Raw genomic sequence first — 19,270 nt, forward strand, 5'->3', positions numbered from 1 at the left:
TATCAGAGTACAGAAGGCGCCCGCTTCCTTTCAGCTGGAGGAGCGGGCGTTGCTCTTTCCCGGCCCCGTCGGGTCGTCGGGAGGAGCACGGACCCCCAGTAAGCCTTCCGCCGGAAATGATCGGCAGGCGTTTCTCGACCGCCGTTCGTGATGCGTGAAGAGCTCGTGCGGCGCCCGCTTGGAAGACATTCAGGAGACATGCAGAATGTGTTCTGAGCTGGCCTGATGGCGTCAGATCGGGTTTTCGGCGTCGTGTGATCGCATTTTCGCCCAAGCCGGTTCGGGCTGTCGCCGCGCGCGGAGACGGAGGGGTGGGCGCCAGCACGCGTTCGCAAATTTGGTCGCTTATGCCTATTCGGGACGGCGTAGATCATTTTGCCCGGCGCAAGCGGTTGTCGATCTTTGTCGGGCTTCCGGTGTCAAGATCCGTGTGCATGGGCGCCGGCTTTCCAATGATCGCCGGACGGAGATTCAGTGTCCGTTATCCGAGAAGTGCTGGTGGTCCGTGATGACCAAGGAAGTCGTTAGGTCTGAGCCGAGCCAACACTCCTCAGTCCTCTGCCGGGGCACATCCAGGGCACTCGGGAGCAGACCATGTGCCCCGAGGGTACTGTCTACGGCCCTTCGAGTGCGGTCCTCACTCGAAGGCATGAGATGGGTGCAGGTCTACAGTGTGAAGCCCGGATCATGGTGTCCGAGGTACTCGCTCAGCTCCTTGATGCTCTCGCCGCCGTCAAGCAGAACTGAAGCGTAGAAGTGCCGCAGGGCATGCATCCCGTTCTCTCTGTACGACCGCCGTTGCTCATCCTCGGCAGGAGGGACCTCGATGCCGGCTCGCTCAAGGGCCAGTCGCCACTGACGTTCGTACAGATACTCCCGATGCGCCGCCCGCCTGTTGGGTGTCGCGAAAACGAGCGTGTGGCACACGGGCTTGCCGGCCAGCTCTACCCAGGGGAGAGTCGTGACCGGCTGGGGAGCCATGAGCAAGAGCGAAGACGAGGCCCGCGACCTGATCGCGACCATGAAGGAGCAGGAGAGCGCCGACCTTGGATGAAGTCTGCGAGGTTGTGATCACTGCGCCAGATCCTGATTGGTTGGTCGAGTTCGCTCGGCGGCTGGTCGAAGATCGACTATGCGCGGCGGGGCACAACTTCCAGACCATCCGCTCCATCTATCGATGGCAGGGTGAGATCTACGACCGCAGCGAGGGACGCGTTGCACTCCATACGCGCCTGGCTCTTGTGCCGCAGATCATCGAACGGACCACGCGCGAGCACCCGTATGAGGTGCCGTGCGTGGTCGCCCTGCCGATCGCGGATGGGAACCCGGAGTATCTGTCCTGGGTCCGGTCCGAGACGGTGAGCTCGCCTAGGAGGTAATTGCTCGCTTTCGCGAGAGGGAAAGTCGGCGTCTGTCCACGTCGATTTCGGTAACGACAACGGTGACTTGGTCACCGAGTTGGACGACTTCCTCGGGGGCTTCGATGGGCTCCCAGTCGAGCTCGCGAAGATGGACCAGGCCCTCGATGTCGGCGTCTACGCGGACGAAGGCACCGAAGGGGACGAGCTTGGAGACCGTGCCCTGCAGTACTTGCCCTACGTGAAGGTTCGAGAAGACCTCCTGGAACGGGTCCGGCTGTGTCGCCCGCAGGGATAGTCGGGCCTCTCCATTCCAGGTGTCGAACTGGAGCATCTCGCATGTGACCCGCTGCCCCACCTGGACAACGTCGGAAGGATCGTCGAAACGCCGCCAAGACAGCTCGGGAAACGAGATGAAGCCCACCCCGGGGAAGACTGGGTGGTCGGGGCCATCGTCCAAAGCGACGAACACCCCGAAGGACTCGATCGCGGCCACCACGCCGGAAAGGATCTCGCCAGGGCGCAGGGACTCGAGGAACGCCCAGAGTTCCGGACTCTCTGTCGAGCCAAGGGCTGGCCGGACCTCGCCATGGTCGCCCTGCTCGTGCTCCGCCCTACTCATTTCGTCCACCCTGCCACGAGGATCAAGGTGGCCACGACGGGAGTGATCTGTCAAGCATGTCCCGGGACAGGACATGACCGCACTCACCGACGCTGTTACGACTTCGCTTATGTCTTCAAGCCGCCTTCGGCGGAGCATCGGTACGGGGAGGAGAGGGAGCGGTGACGTTGGAGGGGGCAGGCTCGACGATCCGATGGAAGGCGGCCCGCAAAGGGGACGGGCACGCCGGGAGATGGATCGGTGCAGGAGCTGTTTGGTGAGCTGCTTCCGGTGGCACCGCGGAGGGTCGAGTGAGGGGCACAGCGCTGACGAGCTTGTCATCACGGCCCGCACTCACGAGATGGGCACGGACACAAGGTCTACCTGTTGGCCGCGCGCCCGCCCACCGGCGGGCTGCGGCTCTTCGCCCGGTCCCGCTGGCGGCGGCGCGCACCACGCCGACAAGCGGCGTGAGCCTCAGATTGACGCCGTTACGGCTTGTGCGGATGAAGGTCTCCCGATGGGTGGACGGTCATGGCCATGGGTACGCGCAGGGCCGATGAGACCCGGAAACCGACGAGCGCCGATTCAGCACCACCGCAACGATTCGTCAAACCCTCACGCGCATGCCACAAGCGTGCGAGACGTGGTCGAATTGGAGCATGGAGACGTCGGGTGCCGGTGGCTATGACAAATTCGTGCCGTATGTTCGGGAGCGCGTGGAGAAGTATCTGAGGGCGCTTGACGGCGTTCGGGCCACCCATCGGGGCCGCCCTGTCAGCGAGGTGCGCAGCGCGCTTGACAAGGCATTCGAGGCTGAAGACCTGGAAGTCTGGAACGAAGTTCGAGACGACGCAGCTCGAGTGATCTCTGAGGAAACAGAGCAGGCGCAAGCCGACCTGACCTGAAACCCTGCCCAACGTCCGGGAACTGGTCCTCGCCTGAGTGGGCAACTGCGTGACAACGCCAGTGGATGAGCACGGACACTCGCGAACGGCAGCAGCCCGTTTCCGTAGATGGAGACCCCATAAGGCCAGCGCAACCCATCGGTGCCGTTACCTGATAAGGAAAGGTCCCAGGTCAAGCACCGTCACAGGTCAAGGCCGTTGGTCGATCACTGAAGACCTGGCGATGTCAGCCGGCGAAGGGAACAGGCGTGTACCCCAGCCCCCTGATCCCCGCGTCGTCGAGCGACGCTTTCACCGCGCTCCCGACGAACAGGTCCGTGTAGGAACCGGGGATCCTGAAGACGCGCGAGCGCACTTCGCTTTCTGTGCTGTGGCGGAATGCTGAAAACTCCACCACTTGATAAGACCCGTAGTCACGAATGATTGACGAGCTTCGATCAACGATGTCCAGCATTGCGATCACTTGGACGACATGCATCCGCCTGTCTCCTAGGCCCCCGTTTCCGATAAGTTTCACGTCGGATCGCGCCGCCCCGGAAAGCACAGACCATGCCGCATCGTCACAGATCCAGTCACGAATCTCCGGATGCCGGAATATCCACTCTGACAGGCGAGCCGCAAGCCGATCCCAGGGCTTAGGGCACAACGAGGGCACACGAGGGCGTGAGACGCCCGGAAACATTGAGAAGCGATGAGGGGTCGAATCGCAGGTCAGAGGGTCACCCGCGATATCGCCACTGGTCTCAGCGTCCGTTCTCTGAGAAGTGCTGGTAGTCCTTGTCGCCGGACCACAATCCGCCCCAGCCCCAGCCGACCGACGCGAACGCCCGGACCACCCTGTCGCCCGCGTTGATCACGCCTGGCTTCTTGAGCGGGCGGCGCACGAACGCGTCGGCGTTCCTGTGCTGGTTGCTGCCGTCGGCGTAGACGTAGGGGTTCTCGCGCGGGTTCACGTCGATCGCCATGCCGTAGGCGTGCTCGGACCAGGAGTTCGACCCCGTGGCGCTCCTGCAGTTGAAGCCCGAGGTGTTGTCGGCGTCGATCGAGTCGTCGTCGCTGCCCTTGTAGGCGTCCACCGGCTGCATGCGGCGGATGGGGAAGCGGTAGCCGTACAGCTTGGAGAAGACGGAGATCACGTCCTTCGTGACGGACTGGTTCGTCACGAGCTTTCCCGTGTGCGCTTTCCCGTCGAAGCCCCAGTAGGTCATGGTGATCTCGCGGAGCTGGCTCGTTAACACCGGGCAGCCCGAATGCCACGAGTACGGCAGGTCCGCCTTGGTGACCTCCCGGACGGTCGCGGAGAACTTCGGCGGGCCCGTACGGGTGGGCGAGGGTGCCGGGGTGGGCTCCGGAGCAGGTGTGGCGGAGGGCGAGGGCGCGGGTGTCACCGCCGCCTCCGCCTGGAAGGCGCCCGACGTGGACGTGGCGACGCTCGTCCCGCCGCAGGCGGTCAACCCGAGGACGGCGGCCGCCGCCACCGCTGACCTGGGGTTCCATCTGGATGGCATACGCGCAGAGTACCTGTGCGCCGCAAGCCGTGAGGCAGACTCACGTGTTGGAGCTCCGGCTTCGTGACGGCCTTTGCCGGGGCTTTTTCCGGAAAGCCTCGCGCACATGTTCGATGGGGCGCTACAGTCTTCGCCATCGGATCGAACAAGGGTTCGGTCGGAGTCTCGGCACGTGGAAGGGTGTGTGATGACGCTTCTCGCCCCGGAGCCATGCGCGAATCCCCTTCCCGCGACGGGTGACGTCGTCGTTCCCGCCCGGCTTGTCCGCCCGCGGGCGACACGCCGTAGCACTTTCTACGGAAATCTACGACGGCCGCTATATCCCGTCATAAAGTCCGAGAGCGTGGACCCCGTGCGCAATCCCTATGCCCCCGGTGCGGGTCAGCGCCCTCCGGAGCTCGCCGGGCGCGACCGTGAGCTGCAGCAGTTCGAAGTCGTGCTGGAACGGGTGGCCAGGGGCCGTCCGGAGCGAAGCATGGTCCTCACGGGCCTGCGGGGCGTGGGCAAGACCGTGCTGCTCAACACGTTCAAGTCGATGGCCATGCAGCGGTTGTGGGGCACGGGCAAGATCGAGGCCCGGCCCGACCAGTCCATCCGCCGGCCCGTCGCCGCCGCCCTGCACATGGCGATCCGCGAGCTCGCCCCCCGCCACCGGGCGCCGGAGCGCATCGAGGAGTTCCTCGGCGTGCTGAAGGCCTTCGCCATGCGCGACCCCGCGGCGGCGAAAGGCACCTCTCACTGGTCGCCCGGCATCGACGTGCCGGCCTCGCGCGGCCGGGCCGACTCCGGCGACCTGGAGATCGACCTGACCGAGCTGTTCGTCGACGCGGCCGGGGTCGCGACCGACCTCGGCGTCGGGATCGCCCTGTTCATCGACGAGATGCAGGACGTGCAGGCGCCCGACATCTCCGCACTGTGCGCCGCCTGTCACGAGCTCTCCCAGTCGGGCGGGCCGCTGATCGTGGTCGGTGCGGGCCTGCCCCATCTGCCCAGCGTGTTGTCGGCCAGCAAGAGCTACTCCGAGCGCCTGTTCCGCTATGCCAGGATCGACCGGCTCGACCGGGACGCTGCCGACCTCGCGCTGATCGCGCCGGCCGAGCGGGAGGACGTCGAGTTCACCCCCGACGCCCTCGACGCGCTCTACGAGGCCGCCGACGGATACCCCTACTTCGTCCAGGCGTACGGCAAGGTCGCCTGGGATCTCGCGCCTCGCAGCCCGATCACCGTCGACGACATCAAGGTCTCGGCCCCGGAGGCGGAGGAGGAGCTGGCCGTCGGCTTCTTCGGCAGCCGCTACGAACGGGCCACTCCCGCCGAGCGCGACTACATGCACGCGATGGCCCAACTCGGGGACGACCCGGTGCCGACGGCGGAGGTGGCCGACGTGCTCGGCCGCAAGCCGTCCAGCCTGTCCCCGGCGCGCGACAGCCTCATCAAGAAAGGCCTGATCTACAGCGCCGAGCGCGGGGTGATCGGCTTCACGGTTCCCCACTTCGGGAGGTTCCTGCGTGCCCAGCCGCTGTGATCTCCCGCCCCATTGACCTCTCTACGGCTTTCTAGAGGGGAAGCTAGAGAGCCGTAGAGAGCTTAATCGCGGCCGCTTCATGCGGGAATCTATGCCTGTATTGGCTAGACGCTATACATGCATAGATTCCCGCAGAGGCGGGACCGGCCTGCCGTCGGGGCTGACGACCGCGGCCTTCACCGCAGGCCTGCGACCGCTCAGATAGACCGCGAAGACCACGTCGGTGCCGTTTTGCGCAGGGAAGACGAAGAAGCGCCAGCACAACTCGCGCCACATGTCGGCGGGTTCGTCGGACGTCAGCGTCGGAGCGTGGGACCGCCACGCCGCACTCGCCTGGAGGCGGGACAGGGCCCGCCCGGCGGGAAGCGGGCGCTGCTCGCACGGCGCACGGTAACGCAGACGGGCGAAGCTCTCCCCGACCTCAGGCGACAAGGCCAGCAGCAGGGCGACGCCGCCGCCCAGCCAGACGGTCGTCGTCCACGACCAGGCGGCCAGCGTGGTGGACACGCCGGTTCCCTCGACGGCCACGAGCACCGCCATCGCGGCCAGGACCATCGCGCGTGTAATCGACCGCAGGCCGATCGGAGCCGAGCTGACCTCGCCGAAACAGCCGCATCCCGCATCAGGCCGTCGGCGCCGAAGGTCCAACAAGACGTAGGTCGAGACGGCGAAGAACGCCACGGGTAGCCAGCGGATCACGCCGGCGTCGACCAGCAGTAAGACTCCGACCAGCATGAACTCCCCGAACGCACACACGATCATTGCGGGTGTGCGGAACCGTTCGGGAACGAGCACCGCTGGGCCGAGGCGGACGAGCCCGCCCGGCTCGGCGTCGCTCCTCGCCGTGAACAGCTTCGCCAGGCCTCCGAGGAGCAACATCACCACAAGGATGGGCAGCGAGGCCGCCGCGATGGTCGAAAGCACGATTCACCCCAGTCCGACACGAGCGTTGAAGCAGCCTTTGACCAGGTCTCCACCCAGTTCGACGTAGGCCGTGGCGGACAACTCCACCAGCCTGCCGCGCGGCGAGGTGCCGCACTCCAGGCACCGGTCGCAGAAGCGTCCGGCGATGCAGCCGCAGCCGACGATGGGCAGAGCGTTCGCCCGGCCGTCGCACACGTTGCGCACGAACAACGTTGAGCCGATCGCCAGGTACGGCAGGCCGGCGCACGAGACGCCCGTCATGCCGCAACCCGCGTCGGCCTCTTCGAGCATGGGATAGGTGACGCCGTGCTCGGGGAAATCCGCCCACGCGGCGGCGCCCGAGATCTTCGACTGCACACCCCGGTACGCCGGGGGCGACGGCGGCACGGCCTTCGCGCGATACGGCGGCTGGGAGGTCGCGGGGATGCAGGCCGTCGCGGCTCCCCCGTCCATCAGGCCGATGGCGTCGAAGAGGTAGCCGGGCTCGAGTTGCGGGTGCCGAACCCGAATGCGCCCGGACGAGCGATAGGGGATGACGATGGTGCGGCGGCCCCGGTGGGGGCCCGCGTCCAGTTCGACCGTGAGGTCCTGCCTCCCGGTGACGCTGAGGATGATCCCGGTCATCCGGGTGATGTTCGCCCAGATGCGCTCCACCACCGTGCCCGCGCGCAATGCCCGGATCACCACATGAGCCCCGATGGGAAGGTCGGCCGGGGGGACGGGCTCCCCATGCCACGCGGTCGCCCACGGGGCGATGACCAGTCGCCGCTCCACACCCTCGTCGTCCTCGACGATGATCAGGTGCGGGCTCACGTCGAGGATCTCGCCGCTCACGGCGTGCAGCGTCATGCCGTCGTCCGCGGTCAGCCGCGCGGGCTCCGCGTCGCGGCCGAGCGCCGCCGCCGCGAGCATGCGCCGACGTTCAACAGCAGTCCGGTACGGCATGGCCCCTCCCCACTTCGCGTCTAGCGTCACATGCCGCGTATCCGGACAGAGGATGAATTGCAGCCCAAGGCATAACGCGGGAGCAATAATCCCATCCCGGGTGCAACGCGTTTCGCCCCGCTCCGGGCAAATCACTGCCTGGCGGCGGCTGTACGGATGAGGCTCGGGCGAGGGCTCCGCCACCGAGCTTGCGCGATCTTTGCGCCTGGCTGCACGAAACCTGGATTCCGGTTCAGCCGGATTCTGGAGTGAGGCTGCCATTCTGGCACGAGATGCCTATCCGGCCAGGTTGGTGATCGCATGATCGTGAACCACGAGGAGTTTCATACATATGTGGTGTCCCGGGGGGCGGCCCTGCTGCGGGTCGCCCATCAGCTGACCGGGAACGCCTGCGACGCCGAGGACCTGCTTCAGGCCGCCCTCGCCAAGACCTATCTCGCGTGGGACCGGATCCAGGACCGGTCCTCGCTGGACAGTTACGTACGCAGGGCGATGGTGAACATCAACATTTCGTGGTGGCGGCGGCGCAAACTCGAGGAGTATCCGTCGGACGACATTCCCGAGGTCCCCGTACAACCTGATCATCGGCACGGATACGACGAGCTCGAGCAGGCCCTCGATCGGCTGCCCGCCCGGCAGCGTACGGCGATCGTGCTCCGCTACTACGAGGACATGAGCGAGTCGGAGATCGCCAAGACGCTCGGCATCAGCGTCGGCACGGTCAAGAGCACTGTCTCGCGCGGAATGGCGAAACTGCGCGGCGACCTGGTGCCGGCCGGGCGCGAAGCCCTCAACTGACCTTCTCCCCCTCGCACTGCTCGCTGGAAGCGCGCTCCACGCCTACGGTGGCGCATGGTCGTACGACGTCGCGGATGATGCGAAGGGCGTCCAGGAAGTCGGACAGCTGCTGCGGTGTGAGCAGGCCGGTGAAATATGTCTCAATATCGTTGAGATGCTGTGGCATGACGGCTTTGAGCCGCTCCGCGCCCGCCTCGGTGAGGACGGCGTAGGAGGCTCGGCGGTCGGTGCTGCACGCCTCCCGCATGACCAGGCCCTCGCGCTCGAGCCTGTCGACGACCCTGGTGATGCCGCTGGTGGACAATGACGTCTGGGCCGCGAGGTCGCTCATGCGCAGCCTTTGCCGGGGAGATCGGGCCAGGCGGATCAACGTTTCGAAGTCGACGTCGGACAGGCCTACTGCGGTGAAGGACTGATGGGCCTTGACGGTCAGTCCGGTCGCAACCTCTACGAGCAGGCCCATCGCGGTGAGCCGGGGGTCGTCAAAAGGGTCCATGTGCAAAGTCTACGCGACGATAGTTGACGCGCGGAATAATCCTCCTGTAGAAAGTTGTTCGCGCAATCATCGACGGAGCAACTACCCCAGGAGTCCACAATGAGTGTCCGCGAGTGGGAAGGCCTCACCATCCCGACGGCCGGAGAGTTCGTCCTGGACAAGACCCACACGCGCGTGGGTTTTGTCGCCAAGCACATGATGGTGACCAAGGTCCGCGGTCACTTCGCCGACTTCGACGCCAAGATCGTGATCGCGGAGAACCCGCTTGACTCGACCGCCGAGGTCGTCCTCAAGAGCGGCAGCGTCGACACCGGTGTCGCCGACCGTGACGGGCACCTGAAGAGCGACGACTTCCTCGCGGCCGAGCAGCACGAGGAGATCACCTTCCGCAGCACCGGCGTGAAGGACCACGCAGGGGACGAGTTCACCCTCGTCGGCGACCTGACGATCCGCGGCGTCACCCAGGAGGTTGCGCTCAAGGTGGAGTTCGGCGGCGCCGGCACGAGCCCCTACGGCAACGAAGTCTTCGGCTTCTCCGCCGTGACCGAGATCAACCGCGAGGACTTCGGCCTCACCTGGAACGTGGCCATCGAGGCCGGCGGCGTCCTCGTGAGCAAGAAGATCAAGATTGAGATCGAGGGCGAGGCCGTACGGGTCTGACCTCGGGGATCCGCGTATTCAGCCCTTGTCCACACCCTGTGGATAAGGGCTGTGTATCGTCCTGGGGAAAACCCGCGTGTCTGGCTTGCGCTGTCTCAGCCCATCTGGGCATATAGTCACCGGGCACCCGCCGCCGGACGGGTGCATGGTCGGCAGCGCCGGGACTGCCTCGTAACGAGGATTCCGCTTTGCCGCCCCACGCTTTCGCCGGTACTCTGTCCTGAGCCACTCGGCAACCAGGAGGCTTCGCCTAGTCAGGTCTATGGCGCCGCACTGCTAATGCGGTTTGGGTTCGCGCCCATCGGGAGTTCAAATCTCCCAGCCTCCGCCAGATCAAAGCCCCTTTCCCGTTGATCAGGGAAGGGGCTTTTCTGATCTTCAAACGCGCTCTAGTTGCAGTTGTCACTCATCGCCCCAGAGAGCGGCCCCCATGCGCTCGCTCGCGTCCTTCACCTGGAGGGTCGCCACGTGGGTGTAGCGCTCGGTCGTGGTGACACGGGCGTGGCCGAGGATCTCTTGGACTACCCGGATGTGGACGCCCTGCTCGACGAGGAGCGTCCCTGCCGTGTGGCGGGCGTCGTGGAGCCTGGCCTCTCTGACTCCAGCCCGCCTTAGGAGCGCTTTCCACATCTTGTAGTCCTCGCTGCGCTCCATTGGCCGGCCCCGCCGGGTGGGGAACAGGAGATCGTGGTCCTCCCAGAGTTCGCCGGCCTCCGCGCGTTCGGCATCCTGGATCTTCCTGTGTTCACGGAGGACGGGCAGCAATTCGGAAGGGCACTGGAGGGTCAGCCTGCTGCGGCCTTTGCGTTGCCGGAAGATGATGCCGTCGTCCGTGCGCCTTGGGCAGCGGTCCGCGTGGCCGGTGCAGTCCTTCGGGCACGTCCGGGTCGGGCAGACATGCCCGCGTTTCTTGCAGTCGTGCGGACAGTCGGGGTCGTGCTTGTGGTCTTTGCACCGCGGCTTACACGGGAACCGGTGCCACTCCGCGCCGCACCCGTGAGGGTTGTCGCAGCGTTGCATGCTGTCCAGGAGCGTTCAGGGAAGACAGCACACAGCCACTGACCTGCATTGAACCGTGACCCCGCCCTTGGTGGGGCCACGGTGGCGCGATTGTGGTTAAGCCTTGATTGGTGCGGCCGCCCTGGCGGCCAGTTCGATCTTCGCGCAGTAGGCTGCACGGGCTTCCTTGTCGATCTGCTTCTCGTGTTCGGCGCGCAACCCGGTCCGGCCGTCGAGGCCCTCGCGCAGGATATCGGCGTGCCCGGCGTGCCGGATGGACTCGCCGAGGACATGGACCATGATGGCGAACAGGTTTGTGTCGGCATAAGGCTCCGGCCACCACGGCACGTGGCCGGGGGCGTCGAGGGGAAGCTCGTTGATCGTCGCGTCCGAGTGTTCCCACGTGCGCCGATAGAACCCGATGATCTGATCGCGGGTCTCGTCCGCGGTCGCCCACAGATCGCTGCCGTTGGAGTCCTGCCACCGGGGCAGCGGTTCCGGGGAAGGGCGGTCGAAGACCTCGCCGAAGTACCTGGCCTCGACGCTGGCCACGTGTTTGACCAGGCCGAGGAGGTTGGTCCCGGTCGCTGTCAAAGGTCGGCGGGCGTCGTATTCGGACAAGCCGTCGAGTTTCCAGAGCAGCGCCTTGCGGTCCCGCCGCAGTCTCCCGTGCAGGTTGTCTTTCGCGAAATCGTCGATCATGGGTCACGATTCTGTCAGGCTGCGCCGGTGGGCTCAGGTTGCGAGCTGCCTGGCGTCGGCTCCGCCAACTATCGCTCACAGCCACACTGCTTGCCGAGGTCCTCGCAGCGATCGTCGCAGAGGACGGGATCACGCTCCCCGCGCTGCCGGAGATTCGTGATCAGTGAAGATCACTGCCCGGACTTAGGGTCCCGCAGGGCAGGAGGCCCAGGGTTTCGGGGTGTTAGGACCTCTTAGGCGCGTCTTTCATGATCCGGAATATGCGCGGAACGATCTATGGGAGCGGCGCCCTGCCGTCTGGCTGCGCCGCAGGTCAGGGGTCGTAGCGAACTGGAACGGGCGACTCCCTGTAAAACCGTCGGCAGTTGAGGGACGGCATGCGATGGGTTGCAGTTTGGGTTGCAGTTCACCGCCGTCCCAGGCCGTTCCAGGGGGCTCACAACGTGGCGTTGGTCCAGGTGGGACTGGTCGGGACGGTCATGATCCGAGCTGCTAATGCGGTTTGGGTTCGCGCCCATCGGGAGTTCAAATCTCCCAGCCTCCGCCAGATCAAAGCCCTTTCCCGATCAGGGAAGGGGCTTTTCTGATCTTCAAAGGCGCTCCAGTTGCAGTTGCCAGGCGTCGCGCATCCTTGCCGAGCTGGTCATCCGCGCTGAGACATCTCAGGAGGAGCAGGCGAGCCGACCACGGCTGAGCGCGGTGTGTGCAGCCTGCCAGTCGATGACGGCGAGCATCAGGCTTTGTCGGTCAGAGTGCGGATTGCGGCCTTGTCACTGCCGAGCAGGCTCGTCCGGCTTGGAAGGTGTGCGCGGGGTTGGGTGGCCTGCGTCCTGGTCCTGCCGGTCGGTGGACAACCGTTTATGTACCTCCAGGTCAAGAATATGGTAGCGTCGTCCATATGGGAAGGCCCAAGCAGTTCGATCCGGATGTGGCCGTCGAGCAGGCCATGGAGGTGTTCTGGCGCAAGGGGTACAGCGCCACCACACCACAGGACCTCGTGGACGCGCTCGGCATCGGCAAGGGCAGTCTCTACCATGCCTTCGGCAGTAAGCATCGCCTGTTCCAGGCCGCGCTGGAGCGCTATCGCGACAGCCAGGTGGTGGACGTCGTTGCCATGCTGGAGAAGCCAGGTCCGGCGAAGGACCGGCTGCGCCGGGTGCTGACCTGCCTGGCGGAGATGGACCTGGCGGACCCGGATCGCCGGGGCTGCCTGGCGGTGAACACCGCCGCCGAGCTCAGCAAGTCGGACGAGAGTGCCGTCGGTTTGGTTCGCCGCATGTTCGACCAGACCGAGGAGGCGTTCCGCGCCGTGATCGAGGAGGGGCAGCGTGCGGGCGAGATCGGCCCAGAACGTGACGCCCGGGCGATCGGGAGCCTGCTGCTGAACACCGTCGTGGGGTTGCGCTTGCTCGCCAGGGTCGCCGACGGGCCGGAGCGCCTCTCCCGCGTGATCGACGCGGTGATCGACTCTCTCTGAATACTTGGCCGTCCCGTGCGCGGGAGGGGTCGACCCATGCCCGAATTTTGTACCTACAGTTCAAGAAAAAGGTGTGATCATGCAGCTCAACCTCGACTCCAAGACGGCCGTCGTCACCGGCGCCAGCCGCGGCATCGGACTGGCCACCGTTCAAACCTTGATCAGTGAGGGGGTGCGGGTCGTCGGTGCCGCCCGCACCATCACGCCGGAACTCAAGGACAGCGGAGCCGTCCCGGTCGCGGCAGACCTCGCCACCGCCGAAGGGGTCACCGCCCTCATCGACACCGCCCTCGCCGAACTGGGCGGCATCGACCTGCTCGTGAACAACGTCGGAGGCGTGGACGAGCCCCTCCGCTTCCTCGAAGCCGACGATGAGCAGTGGACTGCTGTCTTCGACCTCAACCTCTTCAGCACGGTCCGCGCCACCCGGGCCGCCCTGCCCAGCCTGATCGAGCGAAGGGGGTCGGTGGTGAACGTCTCGTCCATCAACTCCAGGCTTCCTGCCGCGGGCCCTGTCGTCTTCAGCGCGGCCAAGGCGGCCCTGGCCGCGCTCGGCAAGTCCCTCGCCGAGGAGTTCGGCCCCCAGGGCGTGCGGGTCAACACCGTCTCACCCGGCGTCGTTCGTACCGCCATCTGGGAGGACCCGCACGGGTTCGGCGGCAAGGTGGCCGCGAGCGCCGGAGCGGAGCACGCCGCGTTCCTCCCGCAGATCCCCCAAGCGTTCAGCATCACCACCGGTCGGATCACCGAGCCCCAGGAGGTGGCCGCCCTGATCGCCTTCCTTCTCTCCGACATCGCCGGCAACATCACGGGCGCCGACTACGTCATCGACGGCGGCACCATCAAGGCGATCTGACACCTCGTCGCCACTACCGCAGGTCCGTGGCCGCGAGCGAGGAGACGGGCCTACGTCGCAGTGTGCGACCGACAGTGATCGTTTACGCCTGGGTCGTGGTGTGCTTGAGGCGTTCGTAGGGAGTCTGGCCGCCGAGGCCGCCGTGGGGCCGATGGCAGTTGTAGTAGTCCTCCCATTTTCGGAGTTGGTCGTTGAAGACCTCGGCGTCGTCGATGATGACGCCTTCCAGCATCCGGTAGAACTCTTCGCCGTAGGTGGCTGAGGTGTAGCCCCGCGCATCCCTTCTGCCATCGACCCCGACGAAGCCAGCAGACCGGATCCTCCGGCTCAAGCCCGTCTGTGTCCATTGGTATCCAATGGCCGAGGAACCGCGGCTGGCTGACATACACGCAGATCATGAGCCTGCTCTAGTTGCAGTTTTAGTTGCAGTTCTGCGTCGTGCCAGGCCGTTCAATGAGGGCCGCCGAGCCGTGTTGGTCCAGGTTGGACTGATCGGGACGACAATGATCCGAGCTGCTAATGCGGTTTGGGTTCGCGCCCATCGGGAGTTCAAATCTCCCAGCCTCCGCCAGATCAAAGCCCTTTCCCGATCAGGGAAGGGGCTTTTCTGATCTTCAAAGCCGCTCTCGTTGCAGTTGCCGGGCGTTGCCCCAGAGAGCGGCCCCTATCCGCTCGCTCGCGTCCTTCACCTGAAGGCTCGCCAGTGGGTAGAGCGCTCGGTCGTGGTCGCCGCACGGCCCGCCGCCCGCCCGCCGTCCGGGCGTGCGGCGTGGACGCCGGTCGCGGCTGGCGGCGGGAACACGGGCCGCCGGCCGTTCACAGCCTCCACCGCGCCAATGCGCCGTCTCCCACTCTGGGCACGCCTGCCGGACTACTCCCGGCGTCGTAGAGCGACCCGGCAGTTGATCCCCATGTGGTAGCGCGGAAGACGCCCGCAGTTGGACGCACCTGCCGACTGGCTGGACGACGATGGGGACGACATGAAACCGGTGGTGAATTACCCAGCTTGGATCATCTAGTTCGAGATCCAGGCCGTCCTCCAGAAGCGACTCGACCCGGACGGGCTACCGCACACCCGAGCCAAATCTCCCGCTGTGCGCAGCGACCGCCTGACCCTGAGGTGAAGCCACATGTCAACAGCCCAGGCAACAAGCAACAAGGCGACGTTCAGCCGCTTCCATGACGCCATCAACAGTGGCGATGCGGAGGTCATCTCAAAGACCATCGACGAGGTCGTTGAGCCGGGCGTGCTGTTCCACACGCCAGTGCCGATTGATGCGACGGGGCCGCAGGCACTCAAGTACGTGTGGGAGGCGCTCCTTCGCGCGTTCCCCGACATTCAGGTTGCGGTCGAGGATGTGATCACGGAAGGGGACAAGGTCGTCTGCCGGAACACAGTTACCGGGACGCACCAGGGCGAGTACAGGGGTCTCCCACCGACCGGCAAATCCGTCGCGTACCACGAGATCTTCATCTTCCGCTTCGCAGGCGGCCGAATCGTTGAGATCTGGGGGGTCGTCGACGTCGCCTCGCAGATGCGTCAACTGGGCGTGATTCCCGGAGGCTTTCATGACCACAGCAATGGAGAGCCTGGTGGCGGCAAATCGGAATGACTTCTTAGAAACCGACATCAATGAGCCTTTGAATAAGCCTCTTTGTGTCGTCGTACTGCTGAGACCAACACCGATGACCGCAGGAGAGACCCCTCGATGAATGTGTTCTTGTGGATCGTGCAGGCGATCCTGGCCGCCCTGTTCGCCATGTCCGGCCTGGTGAAATTCCAGCCGAAGGACAAGCTGACCGGCAGATATCCATGGATGCAGGACTTCTCCCAGGCGACTGTGCGGTTCATCGGTGTGATGGAGTTGCTCGGCGCAATCGGGCTGATCGTACCGGCAGCGACCGGGATCGCAGCCGTCCTGACGCCGATCGCCGCGACCGGGCTGGCCGTCATGATGGTCTTGGCGGCGGCCACGCACATCCGCCGCAAAGAGCCGTCCGGAGTGGCGGTCAGCGTCATCCTGTTCGTGCTCACCGCGCTCCTCGCCTGGGGTCGATTCGGCCCCTACGGCTGGTGACCGCCCAAGGTGCGCACTACGCCCTTACAGGCGGACCGCCGAACTCTTCTTGCTCTCGGAGGATCGGCAGCAGTTCCGGCGGGGATTGGAGGGCGAGCCTCGCTTCGCTAGTACCCCTGCCGTTCGGTCCTGCGCTCGATGAATGCGGCGACGCCGTCCAGGAACAGGCCCAGCCCGAACTCCCCCTCGACCTCCTCGTCGTAGCGGACCTCGCCCTCGAAGATGCCGGCCGCGATCACCTTGCTCAGCGCGGGAAACCGCTGCGCGTCCACCACCTGCGTGAGCGCCATGCCGTACTGGCGGCTGAAGGCCTCAGGGTTCTCCACGTAGCCCTTGGACAGTTCGGTGCTCAGCCGGAGCTCGCCGTGCACGAAGGTCAACAGGCCCATCACGACGCCGACCTTGTCCTCCTCGTCGAGACCGGTGTCGCCCAACGCGCGAAGCGCGCGGTCGAACCACCAGAGGTTGTTGGGTCCCACCGGCGGCCCGCTGATCGGGATCTGCGCGGTCCACGGGTGCCGTCGCAGCATCTTCAGCAAGCCCTGCGCCCACAGCGTCAGCCCGGTCCGCCAGTCCTGGCCGTCCGGCAGGTTCGGTGGTCCGTCCAGGGCCGCGTCCGACATCAGCAGGAGCAGTTCGTCCTTGCTCTTCACGTAGCGGTACAGCGCCATCGTGGAGTTGCCGAGTTGGGCGGCGACCCTGGCCATCGATACCGCGGCCAGTCCTTCCGCGTCCGCCACCTCGACCGCGGCCCGCGTGATGTCGGCGACCGTGAGGGACGGTTTGCGCCCCCGCCGGACAGTCTCGCGCAACCCCCAGAGCAGGGTCACCTCGTCGGGCAGTTCGATCTCGTCGGCCATCCGGTCTCTCTCATCGCGAGTACGGACACAGTCTAAAACAGCCTCTCCGACTCCGATGCGTATGGGTTACGCTCTTAAGCGTAGCTCGTACGCAATTATTCCGCCTCATCCAAGGAGCGAGGATGATCGTCGAGGCAACCGGCCTGCACAAGGCCTTCGGATCCACCAAGGTTCTGGACGGAGTGGACCTGCGCGTCGCGGAAGGCACGGTCTTCGCGCTGCTGGGCCCGAACGGCGCCGGGAAGACCACCACCATCCGCATCCTGACCACGCTATTGCGCCCTAACCTCGGCAGTGTGCGGATCGCCGGGTACGACGTCGTGCGCGAAGCGACCAAGGTGCGCGGCGTGATCAGCCTGACCGGTCAGTCCGTAGCGCTGGACGATCAGCAGACCGGCCGGGAGAACCTGGTCATGATCGGACGCCTGATGCACCTGGGCAGACCTGCCGCCCGCCGCCGTGCCACGGACCTCCTAGAACGCTTCGACCTGGTGGACGCCATGAATAGGCGAGTGAAGACCTACTCCGGCGGCATGCGCCGACGGCTGGACCTGGCGATGAGCCTGGTCTCGCAACCGAGGGTGATCTTCCTGGACGAGCCGACCACCGGCCTCGACCCGTCCAGCCGGACGACGATGTGGGACGCCATCAAGGACCTGGTCTCGTCGGGAACGACGATCGTCCTCACCACACAGTACCTGGAGGAGGCGGACCGGCTGGCCGACCGGATCGTGCTTATCAACGGGGGCAGGGTCGCCGCGTCCGGCACGACCGACGCGCTGAAGTCCCAGGTGGGCGGGGATCGACTCGACCTGCGGTTCGCGGTGGAGGCTGACGTGGCCCGTGCCGCCGCGCTGTTCGACGCACCGCGCGGCACCGACCCGCTCGTGCTGGGCATCCCGTCCGACGGCAGCGCGAAGCACCTGCACCGAGTGCTGGACGACCTGCGGACCGCGGGCGTGCCGGTGGTCAAGGTGTCGTCGCACCGGCCGACGCTGGACGACGTGTTCTTGTCCCTGACCACCACCGACCGGACCTCCGTCCAGGTCTGACGTGGCTCTCGAAAGGACCACGACCATGACCACCACCGCTGTGCACGGCGGCGCCCGCAACGCCGTAAGCGATTCCCTCACCATGATCGGCCGCAGCATCCGGCTCAGCCGCCGCAACGTGGACACGCTGGTCATGTCGATCGTCCTGCCGCTGCTCATGATGTCGCTGTTCGTCTATGTCTTCGGCGGGGCCATCAACACCGGCACCCAATACATCAACTACGTGGTGCCCGGCATCATCCTGCTGTGCACCGGCTACGGCGCCGCATCCACCGCGATGTCCGTCGCGGACGACATGACCAGCGGCATGATCGACCGGCTGCGCTCGTTGCCGATCCGCAGTTCCGCCGTCCTCACCGGACACGTCGTCGCAAGCATCGCCCGGAATCTGCTGTCCACCACCGTCGTCATCGGCGCAGCCATCGCGATGGGATTCCGTCCTGACGCGACGGTCACCGACTGGGTGCTCGCGGCCGTTCTGCTTCTGATTTACGTGCTCGCTCTGTCCTGGCTGGCGGCCGGGCTCGGCGTGATCGCGAAGTCCGTGGAGTCGGCCAGCACGCTGAGCTTCCTCATGCTGTTCCTGCCCTACCTCAGCAGTGCTTTCGTGCCGACGAACACCATGCCATCGTTCCTGCACGCGGTGAGCGAGAACCAGCCCATCACACCGGTGATCGAGACCGTCCGGGGCCTGCTGACCGGGACCCCCACCGGCAACACCGGCTGGATCGCACTCGCCTGGTGTGTCGGCCTGCTGACCTGCTCGTTCACCTTTGCCACCTGGTTGTTCCGTCGTCGTACCCACGGCTGAAAGCGCCACGCCCGTTGCGATGCCGACCGTATCGCCGGTTACGGGCCGAGTGTCGTGGACTCGAGGGCCTTCCGCTGGGTTCGCGGCTTCAGCCTTTCCCCGGCGGACTGGAGGGTCAGTCGGCTGCGGCCCTTGCATTGCCGAAGGATGATCCCGCCTCCGGGGGGTGATGTCACTCACAAAAAGAGGAATCTCAGAGTCCTGTTAAATAGGGTCGCGCTGTGTACCTCAACCGCTCCACGGACATCAGCCTCCGCATCCTCATGCTCGGCGCGACCCGCGACGACCTGCTCACCATCGACGAGCTGGCCGAATCCCTCGTCGTACCCCGGCACCACCTGGCCAAGGTGGTTCAGCGGCTGCAGCACCTGGGGCTACTGGAGACCGTCCGTGGTCGTCGTGGCGGTGTACGCCTCGCTGCCACGGCCCAAACCGCTTCGATCGGCGGCATCGTTCGCGAACTGGAGGGCGGGACCGAGGTCGTCGACTGCGACGGCGACCCGATCTGCCCGGTGAGCCGAGGGTGCCTGCTGCGCGGAGCCCTACGCCGTGCACAAGAGGCGTTCTACGCCAGCCTCGACCCACTCACCGTGGGGGACCTGACCGCGCCGCCGGCCCGGCAGGTGCTGCTGAGCCTCGGCCGCCGCTGATCCGTCACCATCCCCGTACCTGGAGGGACAAGTGCTTTCCGCAACAAGTGCGCCTATCGTCG

22 protein-coding genes and 1 tRNA gene are annotated in these 19,270 nt (G+C 65.7%); 13 read left to right on the forward strand and 10 right to left on the reverse strand.

The genetic code is table 11. The annotated features are described in order from the left end of the window. Positions 1-1,067 precede the first annotated feature (1,067 nt). Positions 1,068-1,379 carry a divalent-cation tolerance protein CutA gene (gene cutA / locus Pth03_RS22925; RefSeq protein ID WP_275413179.1) on the forward strand — a complete coding sequence of 104 codons (312 nt, stop codon included), beginning with the start codon at positions 1,068-1,070 and terminating at the stop codon, positions 1,377-1,379. Here the strand turns inward: cutA and Pth03_RS22930 are convergent. Next, positions 1,369-1,980 carry a S1 RNA-binding domain-containing protein gene (locus tag Pth03_RS22930; RefSeq protein ID WP_239119284.1) on the reverse strand — a complete coding sequence of 204 codons (612 nt, stop codon included), beginning with the start codon at positions 1,978-1,980 and terminating at the stop codon, positions 1,369-1,371. The genes cutA and Pth03_RS22930 overlap by 11 nt on opposite strands. Before the next feature lie 641 nt (positions 1,981-2,621). Between Pth03_RS22930 and Pth03_RS22935 the strand changes: the two genes are divergently transcribed. After that, the gene (locus Pth03_RS22935) at positions 2,622-2,867 is read left to right on the forward strand and encodes a hypothetical protein (protein ID WP_203946402.1); all 246 of its coding nucleotides are present in this window, start codon (positions 2,622-2,624) and stop codon (positions 2,865-2,867) included. A gap of 226 nt (positions 2,868-3,093) precedes the next feature. Here the strand turns inward: Pth03_RS22935 and Pth03_RS22940 are convergent, their stop codons facing one another. Both Pth03_RS22940 and Pth03_RS22945 read right to left on the reverse strand, forming a co-directional pair. Continuing rightward, positions 3,094-3,345: a hypothetical protein gene (locus tag Pth03_RS22940; protein ID WP_203946403.1), complete on the reverse strand. Its 252-nt coding sequence runs from the start codon at positions 3,343-3,345 to the stop codon at positions 3,094-3,096. Positions 3,346-3,610: 265 nt separating this feature from the next. Next, the gene (locus tag Pth03_RS22945) at positions 3,611-4,375 is read right to left on the reverse strand and encodes a M15 family metallopeptidase (RefSeq protein WP_203946404.1); all 765 of its coding nucleotides are present in this window, start codon (positions 4,373-4,375) and stop codon (positions 3,611-3,613) included. A gap of 343 nt (positions 4,376-4,718) precedes the next feature. Between Pth03_RS22945 and Pth03_RS22950 the strand changes: the two genes are divergently transcribed. Beyond that, entirely contained in the window at positions 4,719-5,900 is a 1,182-nt protein-coding gene (locus tag Pth03_RS22950) for an ATP-binding protein (protein ID WP_203946405.1), read from the forward strand. A 111-nt stretch (positions 5,901-6,011) separates the two neighbouring features. Here the strand turns inward: Pth03_RS22950 and Pth03_RS22955 are convergent, their stop codons facing one another. Continuing rightward, the gene (locus Pth03_RS22955) at positions 6,012-6,824 is read right to left on the reverse strand and encodes a MauE/DoxX family redox-associated membrane protein (protein ID WP_203946406.1); all 813 of its coding nucleotides are present in this window, start codon (positions 6,822-6,824) and stop codon (positions 6,012-6,014) included. A gap of 3 nt (positions 6,825-6,827) precedes the next feature. Further along, positions 6,828-7,736, reverse strand: a complete 909-nt coding sequence (locus Pth03_RS22960; protein ID WP_239119285.1) for a hypothetical protein — start codon at positions 7,734-7,736, stop codon at positions 6,828-6,830. Positions 7,737-8,069: 333 nt separating this feature from the next. Between Pth03_RS22960 and Pth03_RS22965 the strand changes: the two genes are divergently transcribed. Then, positions 8,070-8,567 (forward strand): SigE family RNA polymerase sigma factor, encoded by a 498-nt coding sequence (locus Pth03_RS22965; RefSeq protein ID WP_203946408.1) that lies wholly within the window; start codon positions 8,070-8,072, stop codon positions 8,565-8,567. Here the strand turns inward: Pth03_RS22965 and Pth03_RS22970 are convergent. Next, positions 8,560-9,063, reverse strand: a complete 504-nt coding sequence (locus Pth03_RS22970; RefSeq protein ID WP_239119286.1) for a MarR family winged helix-turn-helix transcriptional regulator — start codon at positions 9,061-9,063, stop codon at positions 8,560-8,562. The two genes, Pth03_RS22965 and Pth03_RS22970, sit on opposite strands and share 8 nt — an antisense overlap. 99 nt (positions 9,064-9,162) lie before the next feature. Between Pth03_RS22970 and Pth03_RS22975 the strand changes: the two genes are divergently transcribed. Continuing rightward, on the forward strand, positions 9,163-9,723 hold the full coding sequence (locus tag Pth03_RS22975) for a YceI family protein (RefSeq protein ID WP_203946410.1): 561 nt from the start codon (positions 9,163-9,165) through the stop codon (positions 9,721-9,723). A gap of 239 nt (positions 9,724-9,962) precedes the next feature. Next, positions 9,963-10,054, forward strand: a tRNA-Ser gene (locus tag Pth03_RS22980). A gap of 71 nt (positions 10,055-10,125) precedes the next feature. On the opposite strand, the gene Pth03_RS42200 is transcribed toward Pth03_RS22980, so the two are convergent. Then, positions 10,126-10,743 (reverse strand): tyrosine-type recombinase/integrase, encoded by a 618-nt coding sequence (locus tag Pth03_RS42200; protein WP_203946411.1) that lies wholly within the window; start codon positions 10,741-10,743, stop codon positions 10,126-10,128. 96 nt (positions 10,744-10,839) lie between these two features. Then, entirely contained in the window at positions 10,840-11,424 is a 585-nt protein-coding gene (locus Pth03_RS22990) for a DinB family protein (protein WP_203946412.1), read from the reverse strand. 898 nt (positions 11,425-12,322) lie between these two features. Between Pth03_RS22990 and Pth03_RS22995 the strand changes: the two genes are divergently transcribed. After that, complete coding sequence (locus Pth03_RS22995; RefSeq protein WP_203946413.1) at positions 12,323-12,901, forward strand: TetR/AcrR family transcriptional regulator; 579 nt, start codon at positions 12,323-12,325, stop codon at positions 12,899-12,901. 79 nt (positions 12,902-12,980) lie between these two features. Next, positions 12,981-13,757: an oxidoreductase gene (locus Pth03_RS23000; RefSeq protein ID WP_203946414.1), complete on the forward strand. Its 777-nt coding sequence runs from the start codon at positions 12,981-12,983 to the stop codon at positions 13,755-13,757. 82 nt (positions 13,758-13,839) lie between these two features. Here Pth03_RS23000 and Pth03_RS23005 read toward each other — a convergent pair whose 3' ends face one another. Beyond that, positions 13,840-14,088 (reverse strand): integrase core domain-containing protein, encoded by a 249-nt coding sequence (locus Pth03_RS23005; protein WP_203946415.1) that lies wholly within the window; start codon positions 14,086-14,088, stop codon positions 13,840-13,842. Between the two features lie 799 nt (positions 14,089-14,887). Here Pth03_RS23005 and Pth03_RS23010 point away from each other — a divergent pair. After that, positions 14,888-15,370 carry an ester cyclase gene (locus tag Pth03_RS23010; protein ID WP_203946416.1) on the forward strand — a complete coding sequence of 161 codons (483 nt, stop codon included), beginning with the start codon at positions 14,888-14,890 and terminating at the stop codon, positions 15,368-15,370. 96 nt (positions 15,371-15,466) lie between these two features. Continuing rightward, positions 15,467-15,835: a DoxX family protein gene (locus tag Pth03_RS23015; protein ID WP_203946417.1), complete on the forward strand. Its 369-nt coding sequence runs from the start codon at positions 15,467-15,469 to the stop codon at positions 15,833-15,835. A gap of 107 nt (positions 15,836-15,942) precedes the next feature. On the opposite strand, the gene Pth03_RS23020 is transcribed toward Pth03_RS23015, so the two are convergent. Further along, the gene (locus tag Pth03_RS23020; protein ID WP_203946418.1) at positions 15,943-16,695 is read right to left on the reverse strand and encodes a TetR/AcrR family transcriptional regulator; all 753 of its coding nucleotides are present in this window, start codon (positions 16,693-16,695) and stop codon (positions 15,943-15,945) included. A gap of 122 nt (positions 16,696-16,817) precedes the next feature. On the opposite strand from Pth03_RS23020, the gene Pth03_RS23025 reads away from it, so the two are divergent. The 3 genes from Pth03_RS23025 (at position 16,818) to Pth03_RS23035 (ending at position 19,208) form a co-directional block, all read left to right on the forward strand. After that, positions 16,818-17,747, forward strand: a complete 930-nt coding sequence (locus Pth03_RS23025; RefSeq protein ID WP_203946419.1) for an ATP-binding cassette domain-containing protein — start codon at positions 16,818-16,820, stop codon at positions 17,745-17,747. Positions 17,748-17,772: 25 nt separating this feature from the next. Beyond that, entirely contained in the window at positions 17,773-18,558 is a 786-nt protein-coding gene (locus Pth03_RS23030) for an ABC transporter permease (RefSeq protein ID WP_203946420.1), read from the forward strand. A gap of 221 nt (positions 18,559-18,779) precedes the next feature. Beyond that, positions 18,780-19,208 (forward strand): RrF2 family transcriptional regulator, encoded by a 429-nt coding sequence (locus tag Pth03_RS23035; RefSeq protein ID WP_203946421.1) that lies wholly within the window; start codon positions 18,780-18,782, stop codon positions 19,206-19,208. The last annotated feature ends 62 nt before the right edge of the window (positions 19,209-19,270 follow it).

The sequence above is a fragment of the Planotetraspora thailandica genome, assembly GCF_016863335.1.
Lineage (GTDB): Bacteria > Actinomycetota > Actinomycetes > Streptosporangiales > Streptosporangiaceae > Planotetraspora > Planotetraspora thailandica.